Genomic DNA, 17,563 nt, shown 5'->3' with positions numbered 1-17,563 from the left:
GACATGGTTTATTTCCTCGGCATAGATGCGGGTGGCAGCCATTGCCGCAGCCGGTTGACGGATGCGGACGGCGCGATCCTGGGCACCGGCGAGAGCGGCCCGGCCAATACGCGGATCGGCATCGAGCGGCTCCACGCCGTGCTGAGCGACGTCGCGCAGCAGGCGATCTCCGAAGCGGGGCTCGACGAAGCCCAGGTCGCGACGATCCGCGCCGGCATGGGCATCGCCGGGATCACCCGCACCGGGATGCGCGAGCAGCTTGCGGCGCTCCCCTTCCCCTTCACCGAGATCGCCTTCGTCACCGATGCCGCGATTGCCAACCTCGGCGCGCATGGCGGTGCCGAGGGCGCGACGCTGATCATCGGCACCGGCAGCATCGCCGAGGTCCGCGTGGGCACCACCAGCTTCGCGATCGGCGGCTATGGCTTCCCGATCTCCGACGAGGGCAGCGGCGCGGCTTTGGGCCTGAGCGCGATGCGCCACGCGCTGCGCGCGCTCGACGGTCGCAGCGAAGTGACGCCGCTCAGCCACGCCGTCACGGCCGGCTTCGGACATGATACCGCCCGCGCGGTTGCCTGGATGGATGCGGCGACGCCCAAGGATTATGCCGCCTTCGCCCCGCTGGTGATGGACTATGCCGAGAACAACGACGCGATCGCCCGCTCGATCGTCGAGGATGCGGCCCAGCATATCGAGCGCTTCATCGAGACGATCTTCGCGCGCGGCGCCGTTCGCTGCGCGCTCGCCGGCGGCCTGGCGCTGCGGATAAAGCCCTGGCTGCGCGCGCGCACCGTGGCGCGGCTGACCGATGCGATCTCCGATCCGCTCGACGGCGCGCTGCTGCTCGCCGGCCTGCCTGCTACCGCCCTGCCGACCCGGAAATCCGATGTCCACTGAGACCACTGACCCCCGCTACCGCGAGATCGACCGCTGGCCCACCGAGACTGCGGTGGAGGCGATGCTCGAGGCGCAGCTTGCCGCAATCGCGGCGCTCAAGAGCCAGACCGCGCCGATGGCCGCAGCTATCAACGCCGCCGCCGAACGCCTGCGGCGCGGCGGACGCATCGCCTATGCCGGCGCCGGTACCTCTGGCCGGATCGGCGTGCAGGACGGCGTGGAGCTCACTCCCACCTTCAACTGGCCGTTCGAACGGCTGGTCTTCCTGATCGCCGGCGGCCCCGCCGCGCTGACCCGGACGCAGGAAGGCGCCGAGGACAGCCGCGAGGCGGCCGAGCAAGCCATTGTCGCCGAAGAGATCGGCCCCGACGATGTGCTGATCGGTATCGCCGCCAGCGGGCGCACGCCCTATGTGATCGCCGCGCTCGAGGCCGCACGCGGGGCGGGCGCTCTGACCATCGGCGTGGCCAACAACCCCGACACGCCCGTGCTGCGCGCCGGAGAACATGCGATCCTGGCCGATACCGGCAGCGAAGTCGTGGCAGGCTCGACCCGGATGAAGGCGGGCACTGCGCAGAAGGTGACGCTCAATCTGATCTCCACCGGGATCATGTTGCGCCTTGGGCTCGTTCATCACGGGCTTATGGTGAACATGCAGGTCTCGAACGCAAAGCTGCGCCAGCGCGCGATCCGCATGGTCGGCACGCTGGCGGAGGTCGAAGCTGGCCCCGCCGAGGCGGCGCTCGACGCCGGCGGGCGCGACATCAAGACGGCCGTGCTGGTCGCCCGCGGGCTGAACCCGGACGACGCTAGGGCACGGCTGACGGCGGCGCAGGGCAGCCTGGGCGCGGCTTTGGACACGCTGGCGTGAAGGCATTCCGCAACGCACACATGCTGCTGGCCGAGGGCTGGCGCGACGATGGGTGCGTTGTGGTGGAAGGCGACCGGATCGCCGCGATCCTGAGCGAGGCCCCTGCGGGCGTCGATGTGATCGACCTGGGCGGCGCCACGCTGCTCCCCGGGTTCATCGACGTACAAGTGAATGGCGGCAGCGGGCTGTTGTTCAACGACGATCCCAGCGTCGAGACGATCCGGGTGATCGCCGAGACGCATCGCCGCTATGGCACCACAGGCCTGCTGCCGACACTGATCAGCGACGACCTGTCCGTAGTCGAGGCCGGCATCCGCGCGGTCGATGCCGCGATCGAGGCGCGCGTGCCCGGCGTGCTCGGCATCCATATCGAGGGGCCGTTCCTCAATCCGGTGCGGCGCGGCATCCATAGCGAAAGCAAGATCCAGCCGCTGCAGGACCAGTTCCTGGCGCTGCTCGAGTCCTCCACGCGCGGCAAGACGCTGGTTACGCTGGCGCCCGAGGCGGCGACGCCCGAGCAGGTGGCCCGGCTGGTCGCGGCGGGCGTGATCGTCTCGGCCGGCCATTCGGATGCGCCCTATGAGACAGTGCGCGACGCGATCGACAACGGGCTAAGCGGCTTCACCCATATCTTCAACGCGATGTCCCCGCTCACCAACCGCGCCCCGGGCATGGTCGGCGCGGCGCTGGAGGACCCCGAAGTCTTCGCCGGGATCATCGCCGATGGCTATCACCTCCACCCGGCGACGCTGCGGGTGGCGCTGCGGGCCAAGGGCCCCGAGCGGCTGATGCTGGTGACCGATGCGATGCCGAGCGTCGGCAGCGACGAGAGCATATTCCTGATCCATGGCCGCGAGATCCACCGTGAAGGCGACCGGCTGCTCGGCGCCGACAACACGCTGGCCGGCTCAACGCTGACCATGGCGGGCGCCGTGAAGGGCATGATGGAACAGGGCCGAGTGGGGCTCGACGCGGCGGCGCACATGGCCTCGGCCACCCCGGCGGCATTCCTTGGCCTGAGCGGGCAGCTCGGCCGGATCGCGCCGGGCTACCGGGCGGACCTGGTGCTGGTGAACGACGCGCTGGAAGTGACGCGCAGCTGGATCGGCGGGGTCTAGAGAACCCCCAGCCGCTCGCCCTGATAGGCACCGGTGCGGATCGGCTCCCACCAGTCGCGGTTTGCAAGATACCAGTCGACGGTCTTCGCAAGCCCCGTCTCAAAGGTCTCGCTCGGCTGCCAGCCCAGCTCCTGCTCGATCTTCGACGGATCGATCGCATAGCGGCGATCATGCCCCGGCCGGTCCTGGACGAAGCGGATGAGGTCGCGGTGCTTGCGGCCGCCTACGCGAGTATCGAGCAGGTCGCAGATCGCCTCGACGACCTGGAGGTTGGTCCGCTCCTGGCGGCCGCCGATCAGATAGGTCTCGCCGCTCCGGCCCCGGGTGAGCACGCGTTCCAGCGCCTCGGCATGATCCTCGACATGGAGCCAGTCGCGGATGTTCGCGCCCTTGCCGTAGATCGGCAGATCCTTGCCTTCGAGCGCATTGAGGATGACGAGCGGGATCAGCTTCTCGGGGAAGTGATGCGGCCCGTAATTGTTCGAGCAGTTCGAGAGAACCACCGGCAGGTCATAGGTCTCGTGCCAGGCGCGGACGAAATGGTCCGACGCGGCCTTGCTCGCCGAATAGGGCGAGGACGGCGCATAGGGCGTGGTTTCGCTGAACACGCCGCTGTCGAACGGCAGATCGCCGAACACTTCGTCGGTGGAGATGTGGTGGAAGCGGAAGGCCGCGCGCTTCGCGTCGGACAGGCTGCGCCAATGCTCCAGCGCCGCGTCGAGCAAGCGGACCGTGCCGAGCACATTGGTCTCGACAAATGCCGCCGGGCTGTCGATCGAGCGATCGACATGCGTCTCGGCAGCCAGGTGCATCACCCCTTCGATCCGCTCGTCGCGCATCAGGCGGAACATCGCTGCGGCATCGCCGATATCGGCGCCGACGAAACGGAAATTGGGCCTGGCCATGACACTGGCGAGCGACGCCATGTTGCCGGCATAGGTGAGCTTGTCGACGCAGACGACGCGGTAGCGCTTCGCCACCAGCAGGCGGCACACCGCCGAGCCGATGAACCCGGCACCACCGGTTACCAGGATGCGGCGGATCTTCGGCGCGGGCGCCCCTACCGGTTCAAGGAAGCTCATGCCGCGGCGGCGTCCACGCAGCGGCGCAGATAACGGGCATAGTCGGTCTTGCCCATCGTATCGGCGCGCGCGAGCACGGTTTCCGCGGAGAGATAGCCGAGGTCGAACGCGATCTCTTCCGGGCAGGCGATCTTGATGCCCTGACGGTTCTCGATCGTGCGGACGAAGCTGGCCGCGTCGTGCAGGCTGTCATGCGTGCCGGTATCGAGCCAGGCATAGCCGCGGCCGAGCCGGTTCACGTTGAGATTGCCCTGCTCCAGATAGGCCGAGATCACATCGGTGATCTCCAGCTCGCCGCGCGGGCTGGGCTTGAGCGTGCGGGCGATATCGACGACCTGGCTGTCGAAGAAATAGAGGCCGGTCACCGCCCAGTTCGACTTGGGCTCCTCGGGCTTCTCGACCACGCTGGTCGCCTTGCCGGTCTCGGAATCGAAAGTGGCGACGCCGTAGCGCTCGGGATCGTCGACCTGATAGGCGAAGACCGTCGACTGGCCCTGCATGGCGGCTTCGGCGGCAGCGCGACCCTTGGTGGCGAGACCGTCGCCATGGAAGATGTTGTCACCGAGGATCAGCGCGGCGGGGCCGCCGTCGAGAAACGCCTCGCCGATCGTGAAGGCCTGCGCCAGGCCCTCGGGCGCGGGCTGCTCGGCATATTCGAAGTTGATACCAAAGGCCGAACCGTCGCCCAGCAACAGCTTGAACATCGGCAGGTCGCGCGGGCTCGAGATGATCAGGATGTCGCGGATGCCGGCGAGCATCAGCACCGACAGCGGATAATAGATCATCGGCTTGTCGAACACCGGCAGCAACTGCTTCGAGATCGACAGCGTGGCTGGGTAAAGGCGCGTACCGGCGCCGCCCGCGAGGATGATCCCCTTCACGGGCCGGCCCGAAGGCGCGGCAGATGCGGACGAAACGACCAATTTTCCTCCCCGGCGCCGGGGCGCGACAGGAGCGCGGCGCACGGCGAATTGTGCACCGGAATTGGTTCAAGAACTGCTAACCGTGGAAGATATCAGGCGGGCAGTACGTCGCTCTCGGCAATATCGGCATCGACAACGGCGGGCTCGCGGCGCGGCGCATCGAGCGGCACCATAGACCAGCCATCAAATGCAAAGGCCCGCGGCGCGACGGACTCGCCCGCAGTCTCCAGTCCCTCTTCTCGCATCGGTCTCTCCGACTCATTTCTGCGTTGGCGGTCCTGATACGCGCATTATCAGCCATTTGGTAGTCGGCCCGCCCCGTTTGCGGCGGTATCCACCGCTAAACATAAACTAGATCGCGCGACCCCGGCGGGCTTCCTAAATCGCCCGCCATGCTGCATTCCCGGAACATGACGGAGACACAGGCAGAAGGCGCGACCGCCGGGCTCACGCCCGCACGCCTGACGCATCTCCAGCGGCTGGAAGCCGAGAGTATTCACATCCTGCGCGAAGTCGTCGCCGAGGCCGAAAGCCCGGTGATGCTCTATTCGATCGGCAAGGACAGCGCGGTGATGCTGCATCTGGCGCGCAAGGCCTTTTACCCGGCGCCCCCGCCCTTCCCGCTGCTCCATGTCGACACGACCTGGAAGTTTCGCGCGATGTACGACCTGCGCGACAAGGCCGCGCGCGATGCCGGGATGGAGCTGCTCGTCCACAAGAACCCCGAGGCGGAAGCGCAGGGAATCAACCCGTTCGACCATGGCGGCCGCCATACCGACATGTGGAAGACCGAAGGGCTCAAGCAGGCGCTCGACAAGTTCGGCTTCGACGCGGCGTTCGGCGGCGCGCGGCGCGACGAGGAGAAGAGCCGGGCCAAGGAGCGCGTGTTCAGCTTCCGCACCGCTTCGCATCGCTGGGATCCCAAGAACCAGCGCCCCGAGCTTTGGCATCTCTACAATGCCCGGAAGCAGAAGGGGGAGAGCATGCGCGTCTTCCCGATCTCCAACTGGACCGAGCTCGATATCTGGCAGTACATCCTCGCCGAGGGGATCGAGATCGTGCCCTTGTACTTCGCGGCTCCCCGCCCGACCGTGGAGCGTGACGGGCTGCTGCTGATGGTCGATGACGATCGCTTCCGGCTGAAGGACGGCGAAGTGCCGGTCGAGCGCTCGGTGCGCTTCCGCACGCTCGGCTGTTACCCGCTGACCGGCGCGGTGGAGAGCGAAGCGGATACGCTGGAGGCGGTGATCCAGGAGATGCTGCTGACGACGACCAGCGAGCGTCAGGGCCGCGCGATCGATCACGACCAGGCCGCGTCGATGGAGAAGAAGAAGCAGGAGGGTTATTTCTGATGACCTCCTATCGCCCCGACGCGCTGATCGCGTCCGACATCTCCGCCTATCTCCAGCTTCACCAGAACAAGTCGCTGCTGCGCTTCATCACCTGCGGCAGCGTCGACGACGGCAAGTCCACGCTGATCGGGCGGCTGCTCTATGATTCGAAGATGATCTTCGAGGACCAGCTCGCGTCGCTTGAAGCCGACAGCAAGCGCGTCGGCACGCAGGGCGGCGAGATCGACTTCGCCCTTCTCGTCGACGGCCTCGCCGCCGAGCGCGAGCAGGGCATCACGATCGACGTCGCCTATCGCTTCTTCGCGACCGAGAAGCGCAAGTTCATCGTCGCGGATACGCCGGGGCACGAGCAATATACCCGCAACATGGTGACCGGTGCCTCGACCGCCGATCTCGCCGTGATCCTTATCGACGCGCGTAAGGGCGTGCTCACCCAGACGCGGCGACATTCGTATCTCTGCCACCTGCTCGGCATCCGCCACATCGTGCTGGCGGTGAACAAGATGGACCTGATCGGCTATGATCAGGCCGCCTATGACGCGATCGTCGAGGACTATCGCGCCTTCGCCGAGAGCATCGGGATCACCGAATTCACGCCGATCCCGATCTCAGGGTTCAAGGGCGACAACATCACCGGGACCAGCCCCAACACGGTCTGGTATACCGGACTGTCGCTGCTCCAGCATCTGGAGAGCGTGGAGCTCGACGCGGATGCCGATGCCACCCGCCCCTTCCGCCTGCCGGTGCAATGGGTGAACCGCCCCAACCTCGATTTCCGCGGCTTTGCCGGGATGATCGCGGCGGGCAGCGTGAAGCCCGGCGACAAGGTGCGGATCCTGCCCTCGGGCCAGACCACCAGCGTGGCGCGGATCGTCGCGTTCGGCGGCGATCGCGAGGAAGCCGTCGCCGGCGAGAGCGTGACGATCACGCTCACCGATGAAGTCGATTGCTCGCGCGGCGACGTGATCGCCGCCGCCGATGCGCCGCCGCAGGTCGCCGACCAGTTCCAGGCGACGATCGTGTGGATGGACCAGGCCGAGATGTTGCCGGGCCGCGCCTATTGGCTCAAGCTCGGTACCCAGACCGTCAGCGCGACCGTCCAGCCGCCGCGCCATGCAGTGTGCGTCAACACCATGGCCGAGCTGAGCGTGAAGACGCTGGGGCTCAACGATATCGGCGTGGCCGAAGTCTATACCGATCGCGGCGTGGTCTTCGAGCCGTACGCGGACAGCAAAGACCTGGGCGGCTTCATCCTGATCGACAAGGCGACCAACGCCACTGTCGCCGCCGGCATGCTCAACTTCTCGCTGCGCCGGGCGCAGAACGTCCATTGGCAGGCGGTGGAGATCAACCGCGAGGCGCATGCCCGCCAGAAACACCAGGCTCCGCGCCTGCTGTGGTTCACCGGCCTTTCGGGCTCGGGCAAGTCGACCATCGCCAATCTGGTCGAGAAGAAACTGCACGCGATGGGCAAGCACAGCTTCCTGCTCGACGGCGACAATGTCCGCCACGGGCTCAACAAGGATCTGGGCTTCACCGATGCCGACCGGATCGAGAATATCCGCCGCGTGGGCGAAGTCGCCAAGCTGATGACCGATGCCGGGCTGATCGTGCTCACCGCCTTCATCTCGCCCTTCCGCGCGGAACGCGAGCTGGTGCGCCGGATGCTGCCCGAGGGCGAGTTCTTCGAGATCTTCATCGATACGCCGCTGGAAATGGCCGAGAGTCGCGACGTGAAGGGGCTCTACAAAAAGGCGCGCGCCGGCGAGATCGCCAACTTCACCGGCATCTCCAGCCCCTATGAGGCGCCGGAGAGCCCAGAGATCCGCGTCAACACCGCCAAGGAAACGCCCGAGGAAGCTGCCGAACGGATCGTCGAGACGATCATGGGCGGCTGGAGCCCGGTGATCTGATGACCGACGCCGAACTGGCCCGGGAGATCGCGGCGGAAGCGGGCACGCTGCTGCTCCGCATCCAGGAGGAGTGCGCCGGCGGTGATCGCGGCGATCGCGAGGCCAATGCGCTGATCCTCGCCGCGCTGGCGCTCGCCCGGCCCGACGATGCGGTGCTGTCCGAGGAATCGGCCGACGACCCGGCGCGGCTGGCGGCGAAGCGGGTGTGGATCGTCGACCCGCTCGACGGCACACGCGAGTTCGCCGAGCGGCGCGAGGACTGGGCGGTGCACGTCGCGCTCGCGATCGACGGCCAGGCGGCGGTGGGTGCGGTCGCCCTGCCCCGGCTTGGCTGCACGCTTTCGAGCGATTGTCCGCCCGCACTGCCCGAAGGCGAACTGCCCCCCCGGATGCTGGTCAGCCGCACCCGGCCGAGCCAGCTCTGCGCCAATGTCGGCGAGCGGATCGGTGCGGTGCATATCGGCATGGGCTCGGCCGGCGCCAAGGCGATGGCAGTGGTGCGCGGCCAGGCCGAGATCTACCTCCATTCGGGCGGCCAGCATCAGTGGGACAATTGCGCGCCGGTCGCAGTGGCGCTCGCTGCCGGGCTGCACGCCTCGCGCATCGACGGCTCGCCGATCGTCTACAACCAGCCGAGCACGAGCATCCCGGACCTGCTGATCTGTCGCAAGGAATGGGCGCCGATCGTGCTCGAAGCGGTGAAGGATTGCGGTGCCTGAATCTCTGAGATTCCACCGCTAAGTGACTCTTCCCGATTCCCGGCGACTCGCGGATTCAAGGCGAGTCGCGCGTAGACGGCGAATCCCGAATATGGTAAACGCTCCGTTTGGGAGGGGCGTTTTTGACTGCCGAAATCTGGTTCTGGCTAGCGATCGGATTCAGCTTTGCGGGCTATGCGACGTACCTGATCGGGTTGCGTCGTGAGCTGGTGGAGCCGAACCGAGCGTCGTGGCTGATCTGGAGCGCGGCGACCACGCTCGAGGCACTGACCTATGCCGCGGTGAACCCCGGCGCGCCGCAGGGCTGGGTGTTCGCAGTCTCCTCGGTCGCCTGCATCATCGTCACGCTCGGCATCTGGCGGCGCTCGTCCTGGGCAGCCCCTTCGCCCACCGAAACCTTCTGCATCGCCGCCAGCCTGACCGCACTGATGCTGTGGCTCGTCTTCCGTGAGGCATTCTGGGCGCACATGCTCGTCGTCATCGCCGTGCCCGTCAGCTTCTGGCCGACCTGGGCGAGCGTGTGGACCGATCGCAGCCGCGAGCGCTCGCCGGCCTGGGGCCTGTGGACCTTTGGCGACCTCGCCACCCTGCTGGTTGCGGTGCGCGGCGCGGAGCTGGGGGTGGCCGAGCTCGGCTATGTCGTGGTCGAGTTCCTCTGCCATGCCAGCGTATGGTTCCTGATCGGCCTCGCGACGATCAACCCCCTGCGTAGCTTCGGCACGCGCCGTGGCGGGCTGGTGTGGCTCGACCGCTACCGGCCTTCGAACAACCTCTTCAAGGTGGGTGACAACCATCTGGGCAAGGCCGTGTTCGCCGCGAGCGGCTTTGCCGAGGGCGATGTGCTGATCGAATTCACCGGCCGCCGCTTCCGCGCCGACCAGATCCCCAGCCTGATGCGCGGCCGCGGCGACCGTTTCGTCCAGGTGACGCCCGACCATTATATGGGCCCGTCCGGCCGGATCGACGATCTGGTCAACCATAGCTGCGACCCCAATGCCGGGCTGCGCTTCACCGATGACGGCGTGTTCCTCGTCGCGGTGCGCGCGATCGAACCGGGCGAGGAGATCGCCTGGGATTATTCGACGACGCTCAGGGAATCGAACTGGCACATGATCTGCCAGTGCCGCTCGGAAGGGTGCCGCCGGGTGATCGGCAATTTCGACAGCCTCGACCCCGATCGGCAGGAGTGGTTCCGCGCGCGCAACCTGGTGGCGCCCTATCTGCGGCGGAAGGACGAGGTCGCCGGGCCGCGAAAGGTTGTGGGGCGGCGCTAGGCCGCGATCTCGCTCGACTGGGCGAGCTGTGCCGTTCCCATGGTGAGGATCGCCTTGGCGCCCGTCCCCTTGCCGTCGCTGACCAGGTCGAGCCGGCCTTCCATCGCCAGCATCGAGTTCGCGCACCAGTGCAGCCCAAGTCCGCCCGATTTGTGCGCACGGGTGGAGAAACCGCGCTGGAACAATGTGGGCGCGGTTGACGGGTCGAAGCCCTCGCCGTCATCGCGAATATGGATTTCGGTGCTGTCGCCCTTGTTGTGGATCGTCACGGCGATCGAGCCACTCTTGCGCCCGGTCGCCGCGATCGCCTCGGCGGCGTTGGCGAAAAGGTTGCCGACGACCTGGCTGAGGATCACGCGGTTGGCCATCACCAGATGCGAGGCCGAGGGGAAGCTGAAGGCAATCGAGTTCTCGCCCGAATAGCGCGCGATCGTCGCGTTCTGGGCGACGATATCAGTGATGTCGCAGGCGTCGAGCGGCGGGCGCTCATGCGCGGCTTCCTGCTGCTGGCCGATGATCTCGAGCACATGGTGCAGCGCCTCGCGGCCCACCGCGATCTGCTCGCGACGATCGGCCCGCTCCTGCTCCACGCTTTCGATCGCGGCGGCGAGGAAGGCGACGAGCTTCTGGCGGCGTACCGCGGGCACGTCTTCGTTCGCCAGCTCCGAAAGCGCGCGATCGAGCAGTGCGCGGTCCATCGGCGCGCCGGTGCCGAGACCCTGGCTCAGGATCGTGCTGATCGGGTTCAGCGCATTGCGGACATTGTGCATCACCGCCACGGCGCTTTCGCTGCGGCCGAGCGTGAAGCTCTGCACCTCGAGCTGCTCGCGCAGGTCCTTGAGCTGCTTGAGCATCGAATTGAAGCTTGTGACGAGACTGCCGATCTCGTCGTCGCGCTGCTTGTCGGTGAGCAGCCCGAGCGCGCCCGAGGCACGGACGACGCCCATATGGCTCTCGACGCGCTTGAGCGGGCGCAGGACGAGACGCGTGATCATCCGGCGAAGCGCCAGCAGCACGATCGCCAACAATACCGACGACCCGACCACGGCGAGGATCAGCATCCGGGTGCCGAGCGTCGAGAGGTCGCGCGGGACGCTGTAGGTGGCAGTGGCGACCGGGCGACCATCTGCGCCCGGGATCGGGACGGCGATCTGCGTGCGCGTTGCGCCGGGCGTCCGGGTGACTTCGGCCACCGGGTTGTCGAGCGCGAGGCTCGCCTTCAATTGGAGCAGGGTGCTGAGCTGCGCGGCGGTGACGGCGCGGGCCATCAGCACATAGCCGCGCGGCGTACCGCTGCCGTCGCTCTTGCGGACCTGGGCGATGCCGACCGCGGCGAGCGTGTCGCCGAGGCGAACGAAGAAGCCGGCCGAGCTCTGGCCCTTCAGCGCCCTGGCGAAATCGAGACGGGCAATGGCATCGGTGAGGCGCGCGCGCATCGCGGGGACATCGGCCTGCTTCTCGAGGTCGAGCCAGCGCGCGATGACGATCGAGCGATCGGGCCGGACATAGGCCATGCCGTTGACGTCGAGATTGACCATGGCGAGTGCGGAGAAACTCTCCTCCTCGAACGCCTTGGTCGGGTTGGCCATGTAATCGTAGGACGAGTTCCAGTCGCCATAGTCCCGCACCGCGTTCTCGACCTTGGCCGAGACGTCATGCACCACGGCCTGGGTACGCGCGACATGCGCACCCACGGCATCGTCTTCGAGATGGCGGAAGCTGGGGGTGATGACGGTGGCGAGCAGCAGGGCGAGTGCGGCGGCGCCAAGCACGCCGACGCCGGTCAGGATCAGTACCAGTTTCGCGCCGAGCGAGGCCGGCGCCTTGAGGCGCCATGCGGATGGCATCAGCCGTGCGTCCCGTTGCTCAGCTCGACCTCGGGCTCATCGGTGCCCATGAAGCGGTTGTTCGCCAGGACCAGCGCGTCGTCGGCGTCCATCGGGCGCGCGAGATAATAGCCCTGCATATGGCTGCACCCGGCCAGGCGCAGCGCCTGGAGCTGGGCCTGGGTCTCGACGCCTTCGGCAACGACTTCCATGCCCAGCGCGCGGCCGAGATGGATGACCGAATGGACGATCGCGGCGCTCTCGCGCTCGCGGCCCATCCCGTCGACGAAGCTGCGGTCGATCTTGAGGCAATCGAGCGCGAAGCGGCGGATATTGTAGAGGCTCGAATAGCCGGTACCGAAATCGTCGAGCGCGATGCGGAAACCCATCTGACGCAGCTTGAACAAAGTCTCGGCCGCACGCTCGACATCGTCGAAGATCGCCGTCTCGGTGATTTCGATCTGGAAGCGGCCCGGCTCAACGCCGGCGCTGGCGACGCGCTCCATGATGTGCGCGACGAAGTTATGGCGGCGGAACTGGCGCGGCGAGAAATTGACCGAGACATACTGGCCCGGCCAGGTTTTCACCGTCTCCACCGCGCGATCGATCACCCAGTCGCCCAGCTCGTGGATCAGGTTCGATTCCTCGGCGATCGGGATGAACATGCCCGGCGAGACCATGCCATATTCGGGGCTGCACCAGCGGATCAGCGCCTCGAAGCCGGTGATCTCGAGCTGGTCGCGGCCGACGATCGGCTGGAAAACGAGCTTGAGTTCGCCCTTGGCAATGGCTTCGGAAAGCCCGCCTTCGATCTGGCGGCGGAAGCGGATCGACTCGTCCATCACTTCGTCGAACAGGCGGACGATGCCGCGGCCGGCATGCTTGGCGTCATTGAGCGCAAGGTCGGCGCGGCGCATCACGTCGATCGGATCGTTGATCGTGCCCGGCGCGACGACCATCAGGCCAAGCGAGGCGCCGCCCTGGACCGAATGACCGAATACCTTGAAGCTGATCGAGACGGCCTTGAGCAGCCGCTCGGCGACCATCTCCGCCTCATCCTCGCCGGTGACCGGATAGAGCATCGCGAACTCGTCGCCGCCCAGGCGGGCGACAAAGCCTTCGGCGGGGACATTGGTCTGGAGGATCTCGCAGACCATCCGGATCAGCTCGTCGCCGGCGAGATGGCCGAGCGTGTCGTTGACGATCTTGAACCGGTCGAGGTCCATCATCGCCATCGCGAAACACTGGTCGCCCTTCACAGCCTTGCCGAGCATGTGGAGGAACGACAGCCGGTTGGGCGCGTCGGTGAGCGAATCATGGTTGGCCATATGGACGGCGCGGGATTCATTGGCGGCGAGCTCGAGCTTCTGCTCCTCGAGCAGCGTGATCGCGCTCTTGAGTTTGGCGTCCGCCTGCCAGCGATGCGAGAGCGCGGTGGCGGTCTGCATCACTTCTTCGGCCTGGAAGGGCTTGGCGATGTAGAAGATCTTGTCGGCGGGCCCGGCGGCGCGGCTGATGTCGAGTGGCGAGAAATCGGAATAGCCGGTGACGATCACCAGGTTGATGTCGGGATCGAGCGCGCGGATGCGGCGGGCGGTTTCCTTGCCGTCGATGCCCGGGGGCATGCGCACGTCGATGAACGCGACGGCGAAGCGATTGCCGGTCTCGATCGAGTCTTTGAGCGCCTCGACCGCGTCGAGCCCCTGGTTGAAATGCGCGCAATCGAATTCGAGCGTGTCGTTGGCGGGCTCGGGCTCCGGCGCGGCGTCATCGTCACCGAACAGCTCGGCCGCCATCGCGTTGAGCGCTATGGCGTTTCCGCCGCTTCGCGCCCCGAACACCTGGCGGTACGACTCGTGCATCGCCGGTTCGTCGTCCACGATCAAAATGCGCACGTGCCTGTATCCCCTCGCTCAATCCTTCAAACGGGGTAAGCGGACAGCGTTAAGGAGCGGTAAAATCGTTACGCCGGCGCAGGGGAAATGCCGCGTGACAGGGTTAAGGCGCGCGCTTTGGTTTACCCGCCTGCCCCGGCACGATAGCAAGGCCGGATAACAGGAGGATGCATGACTGAAGTGCTGGCCGCACGATCGCTGCTGTTCGCGCCGGGGGATTCCGAACGGAAGATCACCAAGGCGGGTGCGAGCGGGGCTGATCTGGTGCTGCTCGATCTCGAAGACGCAGTGGCCGAGGCGAACAAGCCGGCGGCGCGCGCCCTGGTCGCCGAACATCTGAAGACTGCCGAGCGTGCCCAGCCGCAATGGGTGCGGATCAACCCGCTCGACACGCCCCACGCGCTGGCCGACCTGGCCGCGATCGTCCCAGGCAAACCCGACGGGATCATGCTGCCCAAGGCGACCCGCGCCGAGGCGGAATTGCTCCACCATTATCTGACCGCGCTCGAGGCGGCGCACGGCCTGCCGCAGGGCGAGATCCGCACGATCGTGGTGGCGACCGAGACGGCGCCGGCGATCTTCGGGCTGGGCAATTATGGCGGCTGCCCGCGCCTTGCCGCGCTCACCTGGGGGGCGGAGGACAGCGCAACCGCGCTGGGCGCCACGCACAATCGCGACGAAAGCGGCGAATATGACTTTCCCTATCAGGTGTTCCGCGCGCTCGCGCTGGCCGGGGCTGCGGCGGCTGCGGTGACGCCGATCGAGACGATCCATGGCGATTTCCGCGACCTTGACGGGCTGGAGAAAGTCGCGACCAAGGCGCGGCGTGCGGGGTTCCGGGGCATGCTCGCGATCCATCCCGACCAGGTGCCGGTGATCAACCGCGCCTTTTCCGCCTCGCCTGCCGAGGTCGAACGGGCCGAGCGCATCGTTGCCGCCTTCGCCGCGGCGCCGGGCGTGGGCACGATCGGCATGGACGGCGAGATGCTCGACATGCCGCATCTCAAGCGCGCACAAGCCGTGCTGGCCATGCGCCGGGAATGATGTTTAGCTGCGCTAAGTCTAGGAAATCACTGATGCAGCTGCTTGGGGCCAGATGATCGACGCTTCGGCCGAACCGCTCCCGGTGGGCGAGGACGAATTCCGCCTGATCGCGGACAGCGCCCCCGTTTCCGTGTGGGTCACGCGGCTCGACCGGCAGCGCAGCTTCGTCAACCGCGCCTATGTCGAGTTCCTCGGCGTCTCCTATGAAGAAGCGCTGAGCTTCGACTGGCGGCGGATCATCCATCCCGACGATGCGGCGCGGATGCTCGAGGAATCGATCGCGGGCGAGGCGAGCCTTGCCACTTTCGAGCTGCAAGGCCGCTATCGCAACGCGCAGGGCGAATGGCGCTGGCTCCACTCCACCTCGCAGCCGCGCCGCGACGCGGAAGGGCGGCACATCGGCTTTATCGGGGTCGCGCACGACGTGACCGCCGCCAAGACCGCCGAACTCGCGCTTCGGGAACGCGAGGCACAGCTCTCCGCCTTTATCAGCCAGACCACCGCGGGCTTTGCTCAGGTCGACCTCGAGGGCAATTTCACGCTGGTCAACGACCGGTTCTGCGAAATCGCCGGCTGGAGCCGCGACGCGCTGATGGGCATGACCATGCAGCAGATCACCCACCCGGACGATCTCGCCCGCAACGTGCCGCTGTTCGACAAGGCGGTGCGCGATGGCACCTCCTACACCCACGAGAAGCGCTATATCCGCAAGGATGGCGGCGTGGTGTGGGTGAACAATTCGGTGGCGGTGATCCGCCGACCGACGGGCGAGCCGTTCGGCGTGCTTTCGGTGACACTTGACGTGACTCAGCGGCGCGAGGACGAGGAGGCGCTGCGCCGGAGCGAGGAGACGTTGCGCCTCGCCACCGAGACGGCGGGCATGGCCACCTGGGAAGTCGATCTCGAGACGCTGGAGGGGGTGTGGTCGCCCAACCGCTTCGACCTGCTCGGCATGCCGCGCAGCCCGGACAGCCGCGGTACCTTCCAGGAATGGCTCGACCGCGTGCATCCCGAGGATCGCGCGCTGGCCGAGACCGCCGCCCGCCGCTGCTTCGAGCAAGGCGTGCCCTATACGATCGAATACCGCATCCTGCGCGCCGATGACGGCGCCGAACGCTGGCTGCAGAGCCATGGCAGCCGCATCGACTATGCCGACAGCCGGATGAGCCGCTTCGTCGGCGTCTCGTTCGACGTGACCGACCGCAAATGGGCCGAGGAAGAGCTGCGGGAGAGCGAGGCGCGCTTCCGCACGATCTTCGAGCAGGCCAACGACTTCCTGATCACCACCACGCTCGACAACAGGATCACTTCGGTGAACCCGGCGGTGATCGAGGCGATCGGCTATCCCGTGGGCGAGATCATCGGCCGCACGATCAGCGACTTCATGGACCCGGACCAGTTCGGGATCGCCATGGATGCGTTCAACCGCAAGCTCCAGCATGGCGGATCGACCCGGCTTACCGTGAAGCTGCGTGCCAAGGGCGGGCGCGAGCTGATCTGGGAAGTCAATTCGCAGCTCAGCCTCGACGAGCAGGGCCGGCCGGTGGCGCTGCACGCGATCGCCCGCGACATGACCGAGGCAAAGCGTGCCGAGGCGCATCTGCGGCTGCTGGTCGACGAGCTCAACCACCGGGTGAAGAACACGCTGGCGATCGTCCAGGGCATCGCCCAGCAAAGCTTCAAGGACGACGTGCCCCCACGCCAGGCGCGCGCGGCGTTCGAGGGCCGGCTGGCGGCGCTGTCGGAGGCGCACAGCCTGCTCACTCGCGAGCATTGGAGCCTCGTCTCGATGCGCCAGATCATCGACGACGCGCTGCGCCCGCATGGCGGCGAAAGCGGCCGCTTCACGCTGGACGGGCCCGACCTGACGATCCTGCCCAAGACCGCGATCAGCCTGGCGCTGGCGATCCACGAGCTGGCGACCAATGCGGTGAAGCACGGCGCCCTGTCGCGGCCCGAGGGTCATGTGACGATCGCCTGGCAGCGCGTGCGAGACGGCGGCCCGGCGCGGCTGACCATGACCTGGCAGGAACAGGGCGGCCCGGCGGTTACCATCCCGACGCGGCGCGGCTTCGGTACCAGGATGATCGAGCGCGGGCTGGCCGCCGAGCTGGGCGGCACGGTGGCGATCGAGTTCCGCCCCGAGGGACTGGTCTGCACGGTCGACGCCCCGCTGCCCGAGGGCGCGGAATGAGCGGGCTGGATGGCCTGCGCGTGCTGATCGTCGAGGACGAGCCCGTGGTGGCGATGTACCTCGAGGACATGCTGGAGGCGCTAGGCTGCGAGACGATCGGGCCGGCCAGCCGGCTGGCCGAGGGCATCGCGCTGGCCGAGGCCGGCGGCTTCGACGCGGCGATCCTCGACATCAATCTGGGCGGCGAGCGCAGCACCCCGATCGCCCAGATGCTGCGCGAACGCGGCCTGCCCTTCGCCTTTGCCAGCGGCTACGGCAATCCGCCCGAGGGCTTTGGCGAAGGCGTGCCGATGATCGAGAAACCCTATCGCGAGGCCCAGGTGGCCGGCGCGCTCGGCCAGATGCTCCGGACCTGATCGCGCCCGCGGGGCGACTTGCCAAAGAACCAACAAGGCGGAAGCCAAGCAGGCGAAATCCTACATTGCAAGGCCCGGAGCAGCGCAGCCGCCGCCCCG

15 protein-coding genes are annotated in these 17,563 nt (G+C 67.1%); 10 read left to right on the top strand and 5 right to left on the bottom strand.

What is annotated here, in order from left to right:
- Positions 1 to 3: 3 nt before the first annotated feature.
- The 3 genes from HZY97_RS00350 to nagA are packed head-to-tail and all read left to right on the top strand — an operon-like array spanning position 4 to position 2,886.
- The gene (locus HZY97_RS00350) at positions 4 to 897 is read left to right on the top strand and encodes a BadF/BadG/BcrA/BcrD ATPase family protein (protein WP_180139199.1); all 894 of its coding nucleotides are present in this window, start codon (positions 4 to 6) and stop codon (positions 895 to 897) included.
- Positions 887 to 1,768 carry an N-acetylmuramic acid 6-phosphate etherase gene (locus HZY97_RS00345; protein ID WP_180139196.1) on the top strand — a complete coding sequence of 294 codons (882 nt, stop codon included), beginning with the start codon at positions 887 to 889 and terminating at the stop codon, positions 1,766 to 1,768. The genes HZY97_RS00350 and HZY97_RS00345 overlap by 11 nt, the downstream gene beginning before the upstream one ends.
- Positions 1,765 to 2,886, top strand: a complete 1,122-nt coding sequence (gene nagA / locus HZY97_RS00340) for an N-acetylglucosamine-6-phosphate deacetylase (protein ID WP_373684238.1) — start codon at positions 1,765 to 1,767, stop codon at positions 2,884 to 2,886. The genes HZY97_RS00345 and nagA overlap by 4 nt, the downstream gene beginning before the upstream one ends.
- Here nagA and rfbB read toward each other — a convergent pair.
- The 3 genes from rfbB to HZY97_RS00325 form a co-directional block, all read right to left on the bottom strand.
- Positions 2,883 to 3,968: a dTDP-glucose 4,6-dehydratase gene (rfbB, locus tag HZY97_RS00335; RefSeq protein WP_180139193.1), complete on the bottom strand. Its 1,086-nt coding sequence runs from the start codon at positions 3,966 to 3,968 to the stop codon at positions 2,883 to 2,885. The two genes, nagA and rfbB, sit on opposite strands and share 4 nt — an antisense overlap.
- Entirely contained in the window at positions 3,965 to 4,849 is an 885-nt protein-coding gene (gene rfbA, locus HZY97_RS00330; RefSeq protein ID WP_180139190.1) for a glucose-1-phosphate thymidylyltransferase RfbA, read from the bottom strand. Before rfbA ends, rfbB begins: the two co-directional genes overlap by 4 nt.
- 134 nt (positions 4,850 to 4,983) lie before the next feature.
- Complete coding sequence (locus HZY97_RS00325) at positions 4,984 to 5,136, bottom strand: hypothetical protein (protein WP_180139187.1); 153 nt, start codon at positions 5,134 to 5,136, stop codon at positions 4,984 to 4,986.
- A 165-nt stretch (positions 5,137 to 5,301) separates the two neighbouring features.
- Here HZY97_RS00325 and cysD point away from each other — a divergent pair, with 165 nt between their 5' ends.
- The 4 genes from cysD to HZY97_RS00305 all read left to right on the top strand — a co-directional run bounded on the left by cysD (position 5,302) and on the right by HZY97_RS00305 (position 10,149).
- Positions 5,302 to 6,243, top strand: coding sequence for a sulfate adenylyltransferase subunit CysD (cysD, locus tag HZY97_RS00320; protein WP_180139184.1), 942 nt, complete (start codon positions 5,302 to 5,304; stop codon positions 6,241 to 6,243).
- Positions 6,243 to 8,156 carry a sulfate adenylyltransferase subunit CysN gene (cysN, locus tag HZY97_RS00315; RefSeq protein ID WP_180139181.1) on the top strand — a complete coding sequence of 638 codons (1,914 nt, stop codon included), beginning with the start codon at positions 6,243 to 6,245 and terminating at the stop codon, positions 8,154 to 8,156. Before cysD ends, cysN begins: the two co-directional genes overlap by 1 nt.
- Positions 8,156 to 8,875 (top strand): 3'(2'),5'-bisphosphate nucleotidase CysQ, encoded by a 720-nt coding sequence (locus HZY97_RS00310; RefSeq protein WP_180139178.1) that lies wholly within the window; start codon positions 8,156 to 8,158, stop codon positions 8,873 to 8,875. The genes cysN and HZY97_RS00310 overlap by 1 nt, the downstream gene beginning before the upstream one ends.
- A gap of 122 nt (positions 8,876 to 8,997) precedes the next feature.
- The gene (locus tag HZY97_RS00305; RefSeq protein ID WP_180139175.1) at positions 8,998 to 10,149 is read left to right on the top strand and encodes an SET domain-containing protein; all 1,152 of its coding nucleotides are present in this window, start codon (positions 8,998 to 9,000) and stop codon (positions 10,147 to 10,149) included.
- On the opposite strand, the gene HZY97_RS00300 is transcribed toward HZY97_RS00305, so the two are convergent.
- On the bottom strand, positions 10,146 to 11,996 hold the full coding sequence (locus HZY97_RS00300) for a CHASE4 domain-containing protein (RefSeq protein ID WP_180139172.1): 1,851 nt from the start codon (positions 11,994 to 11,996) through the stop codon (positions 10,146 to 10,148). The two genes, HZY97_RS00305 and HZY97_RS00300, sit on opposite strands and share 4 nt — an antisense overlap.
- On the bottom strand, positions 11,996 to 13,837 hold the full coding sequence (locus HZY97_RS00295; RefSeq protein ID WP_180141543.1) for a bifunctional diguanylate cyclase/phosphodiesterase: 1,842 nt from the start codon (positions 13,835 to 13,837) through the stop codon (positions 11,996 to 11,998). The genes HZY97_RS00300 and HZY97_RS00295 overlap by 1 nt, the downstream gene beginning before the upstream one ends.
- Before the next feature lie 204 nt (positions 13,838 to 14,041).
- On the opposite strand from HZY97_RS00295, the gene HZY97_RS00290 reads away from it, so the two are divergent.
- From HZY97_RS00290 to HZY97_RS00280, 3 genes are read left to right on the top strand one after another with little or no spacing between them, the layout of a single operon-like run.
- Complete coding sequence (locus HZY97_RS00290; protein WP_180139170.1) at positions 14,042 to 14,914, top strand: CoA ester lyase; 873 nt, start codon at positions 14,042 to 14,044, stop codon at positions 14,912 to 14,914.
- A gap of 52 nt (positions 14,915 to 14,966) precedes the next feature.
- Positions 14,967 to 17,108 carry a PAS domain S-box protein gene (locus HZY97_RS00285; RefSeq protein ID WP_180139167.1) on the top strand — a complete coding sequence of 714 codons (2,142 nt, stop codon included), beginning with the start codon at positions 14,967 to 14,969 and terminating at the stop codon, positions 17,106 to 17,108.
- Positions 17,105 to 17,464, top strand: coding sequence for a response regulator (locus HZY97_RS00280; RefSeq protein WP_180139164.1), 360 nt, complete (start codon positions 17,105 to 17,107; stop codon positions 17,462 to 17,464). Before HZY97_RS00285 ends, HZY97_RS00280 begins: the two co-directional genes overlap by 4 nt.
- The last annotated feature ends 99 nt before the right edge of the window (positions 17,465 to 17,563 follow it).

Origin of the sequence: Sphingomonas sp. R-74633 (assembly GCF_013416555.1) — a bacterium.
Classification (GTDB): domain Bacteria; phylum Pseudomonadota; class Alphaproteobacteria; order Sphingomonadales; family Sphingomonadaceae; genus Sphingomonas.
This window is presented reverse-complemented; position numbering and strand designations above follow the sequence as displayed.

Bases quoted from the DNA above. Each gene is read 5' to 3' on its own strand.
- HZY97_RS00350 (WP_180139199.1), top strand. From the start codon at position 4: ATGGTTTATTTCCTCGGCATAGATGCGGGTGGCAGCCATTGCCGCAGC.
- HZY97_RS00345 (WP_180139196.1), top strand. From the start codon at position 887: ATGTCCACTGAGACCACTGACCCCCGCTACCGCGAGATCGACCGCTGG.
- rfbB (WP_180139193.1), bottom strand. From the start codon at position 3,968: ATGAGCTTCCTTGAACCGGTAGGGGCGCCCGCGCCGAAGATCCGCCGC.
- HZY97_RS00325 (WP_180139187.1), bottom strand. From the start codon at position 5,136: ATGCGAGAAGAGGGACTGGAGACTGCGGGCGAGTCCGTCGCGCCGCGG.
- cysD (WP_180139184.1), top strand. From the start codon at position 5,302: ATGACGGAGACACAGGCAGAAGGCGCGACCGCCGGGCTCACGCCCGCA.
- cysN (WP_180139181.1), top strand. From the start codon at position 6,243: ATGACCTCCTATCGCCCCGACGCGCTGATCGCGTCCGACATCTCCGCC.
- HZY97_RS00310 (WP_180139178.1), top strand. From the start codon at position 8,156: ATGACCGACGCCGAACTGGCCCGGGAGATCGCGGCGGAAGCGGGCACG.
- HZY97_RS00300 (WP_180139172.1), bottom strand. From the start codon at position 11,996: ATGCCATCCGCATGGCGCCTCAAGGCGCCGGCCTCGCTCGGCGCGAAA.
- HZY97_RS00295 (WP_180141543.1), bottom strand. From the start codon at position 13,837: ATGCACGAGTCGTACCGCCAGGTGTTCGGGGCGCGAAGCGGCGGAAAC.
- HZY97_RS00290 (WP_180139170.1), top strand. From the start codon at position 14,042: ATGACTGAAGTGCTGGCCGCACGATCGCTGCTGTTCGCGCCGGGGGAT.
- HZY97_RS00285 (WP_180139167.1), top strand. From the start codon at position 14,967: ATGATCGACGCTTCGGCCGAACCGCTCCCGGTGGGCGAGGACGAATTC.
- HZY97_RS00280 (WP_180139164.1), top strand. From the start codon at position 17,105: ATGAGCGGGCTGGATGGCCTGCGCGTGCTGATCGTCGAGGACGAGCCC.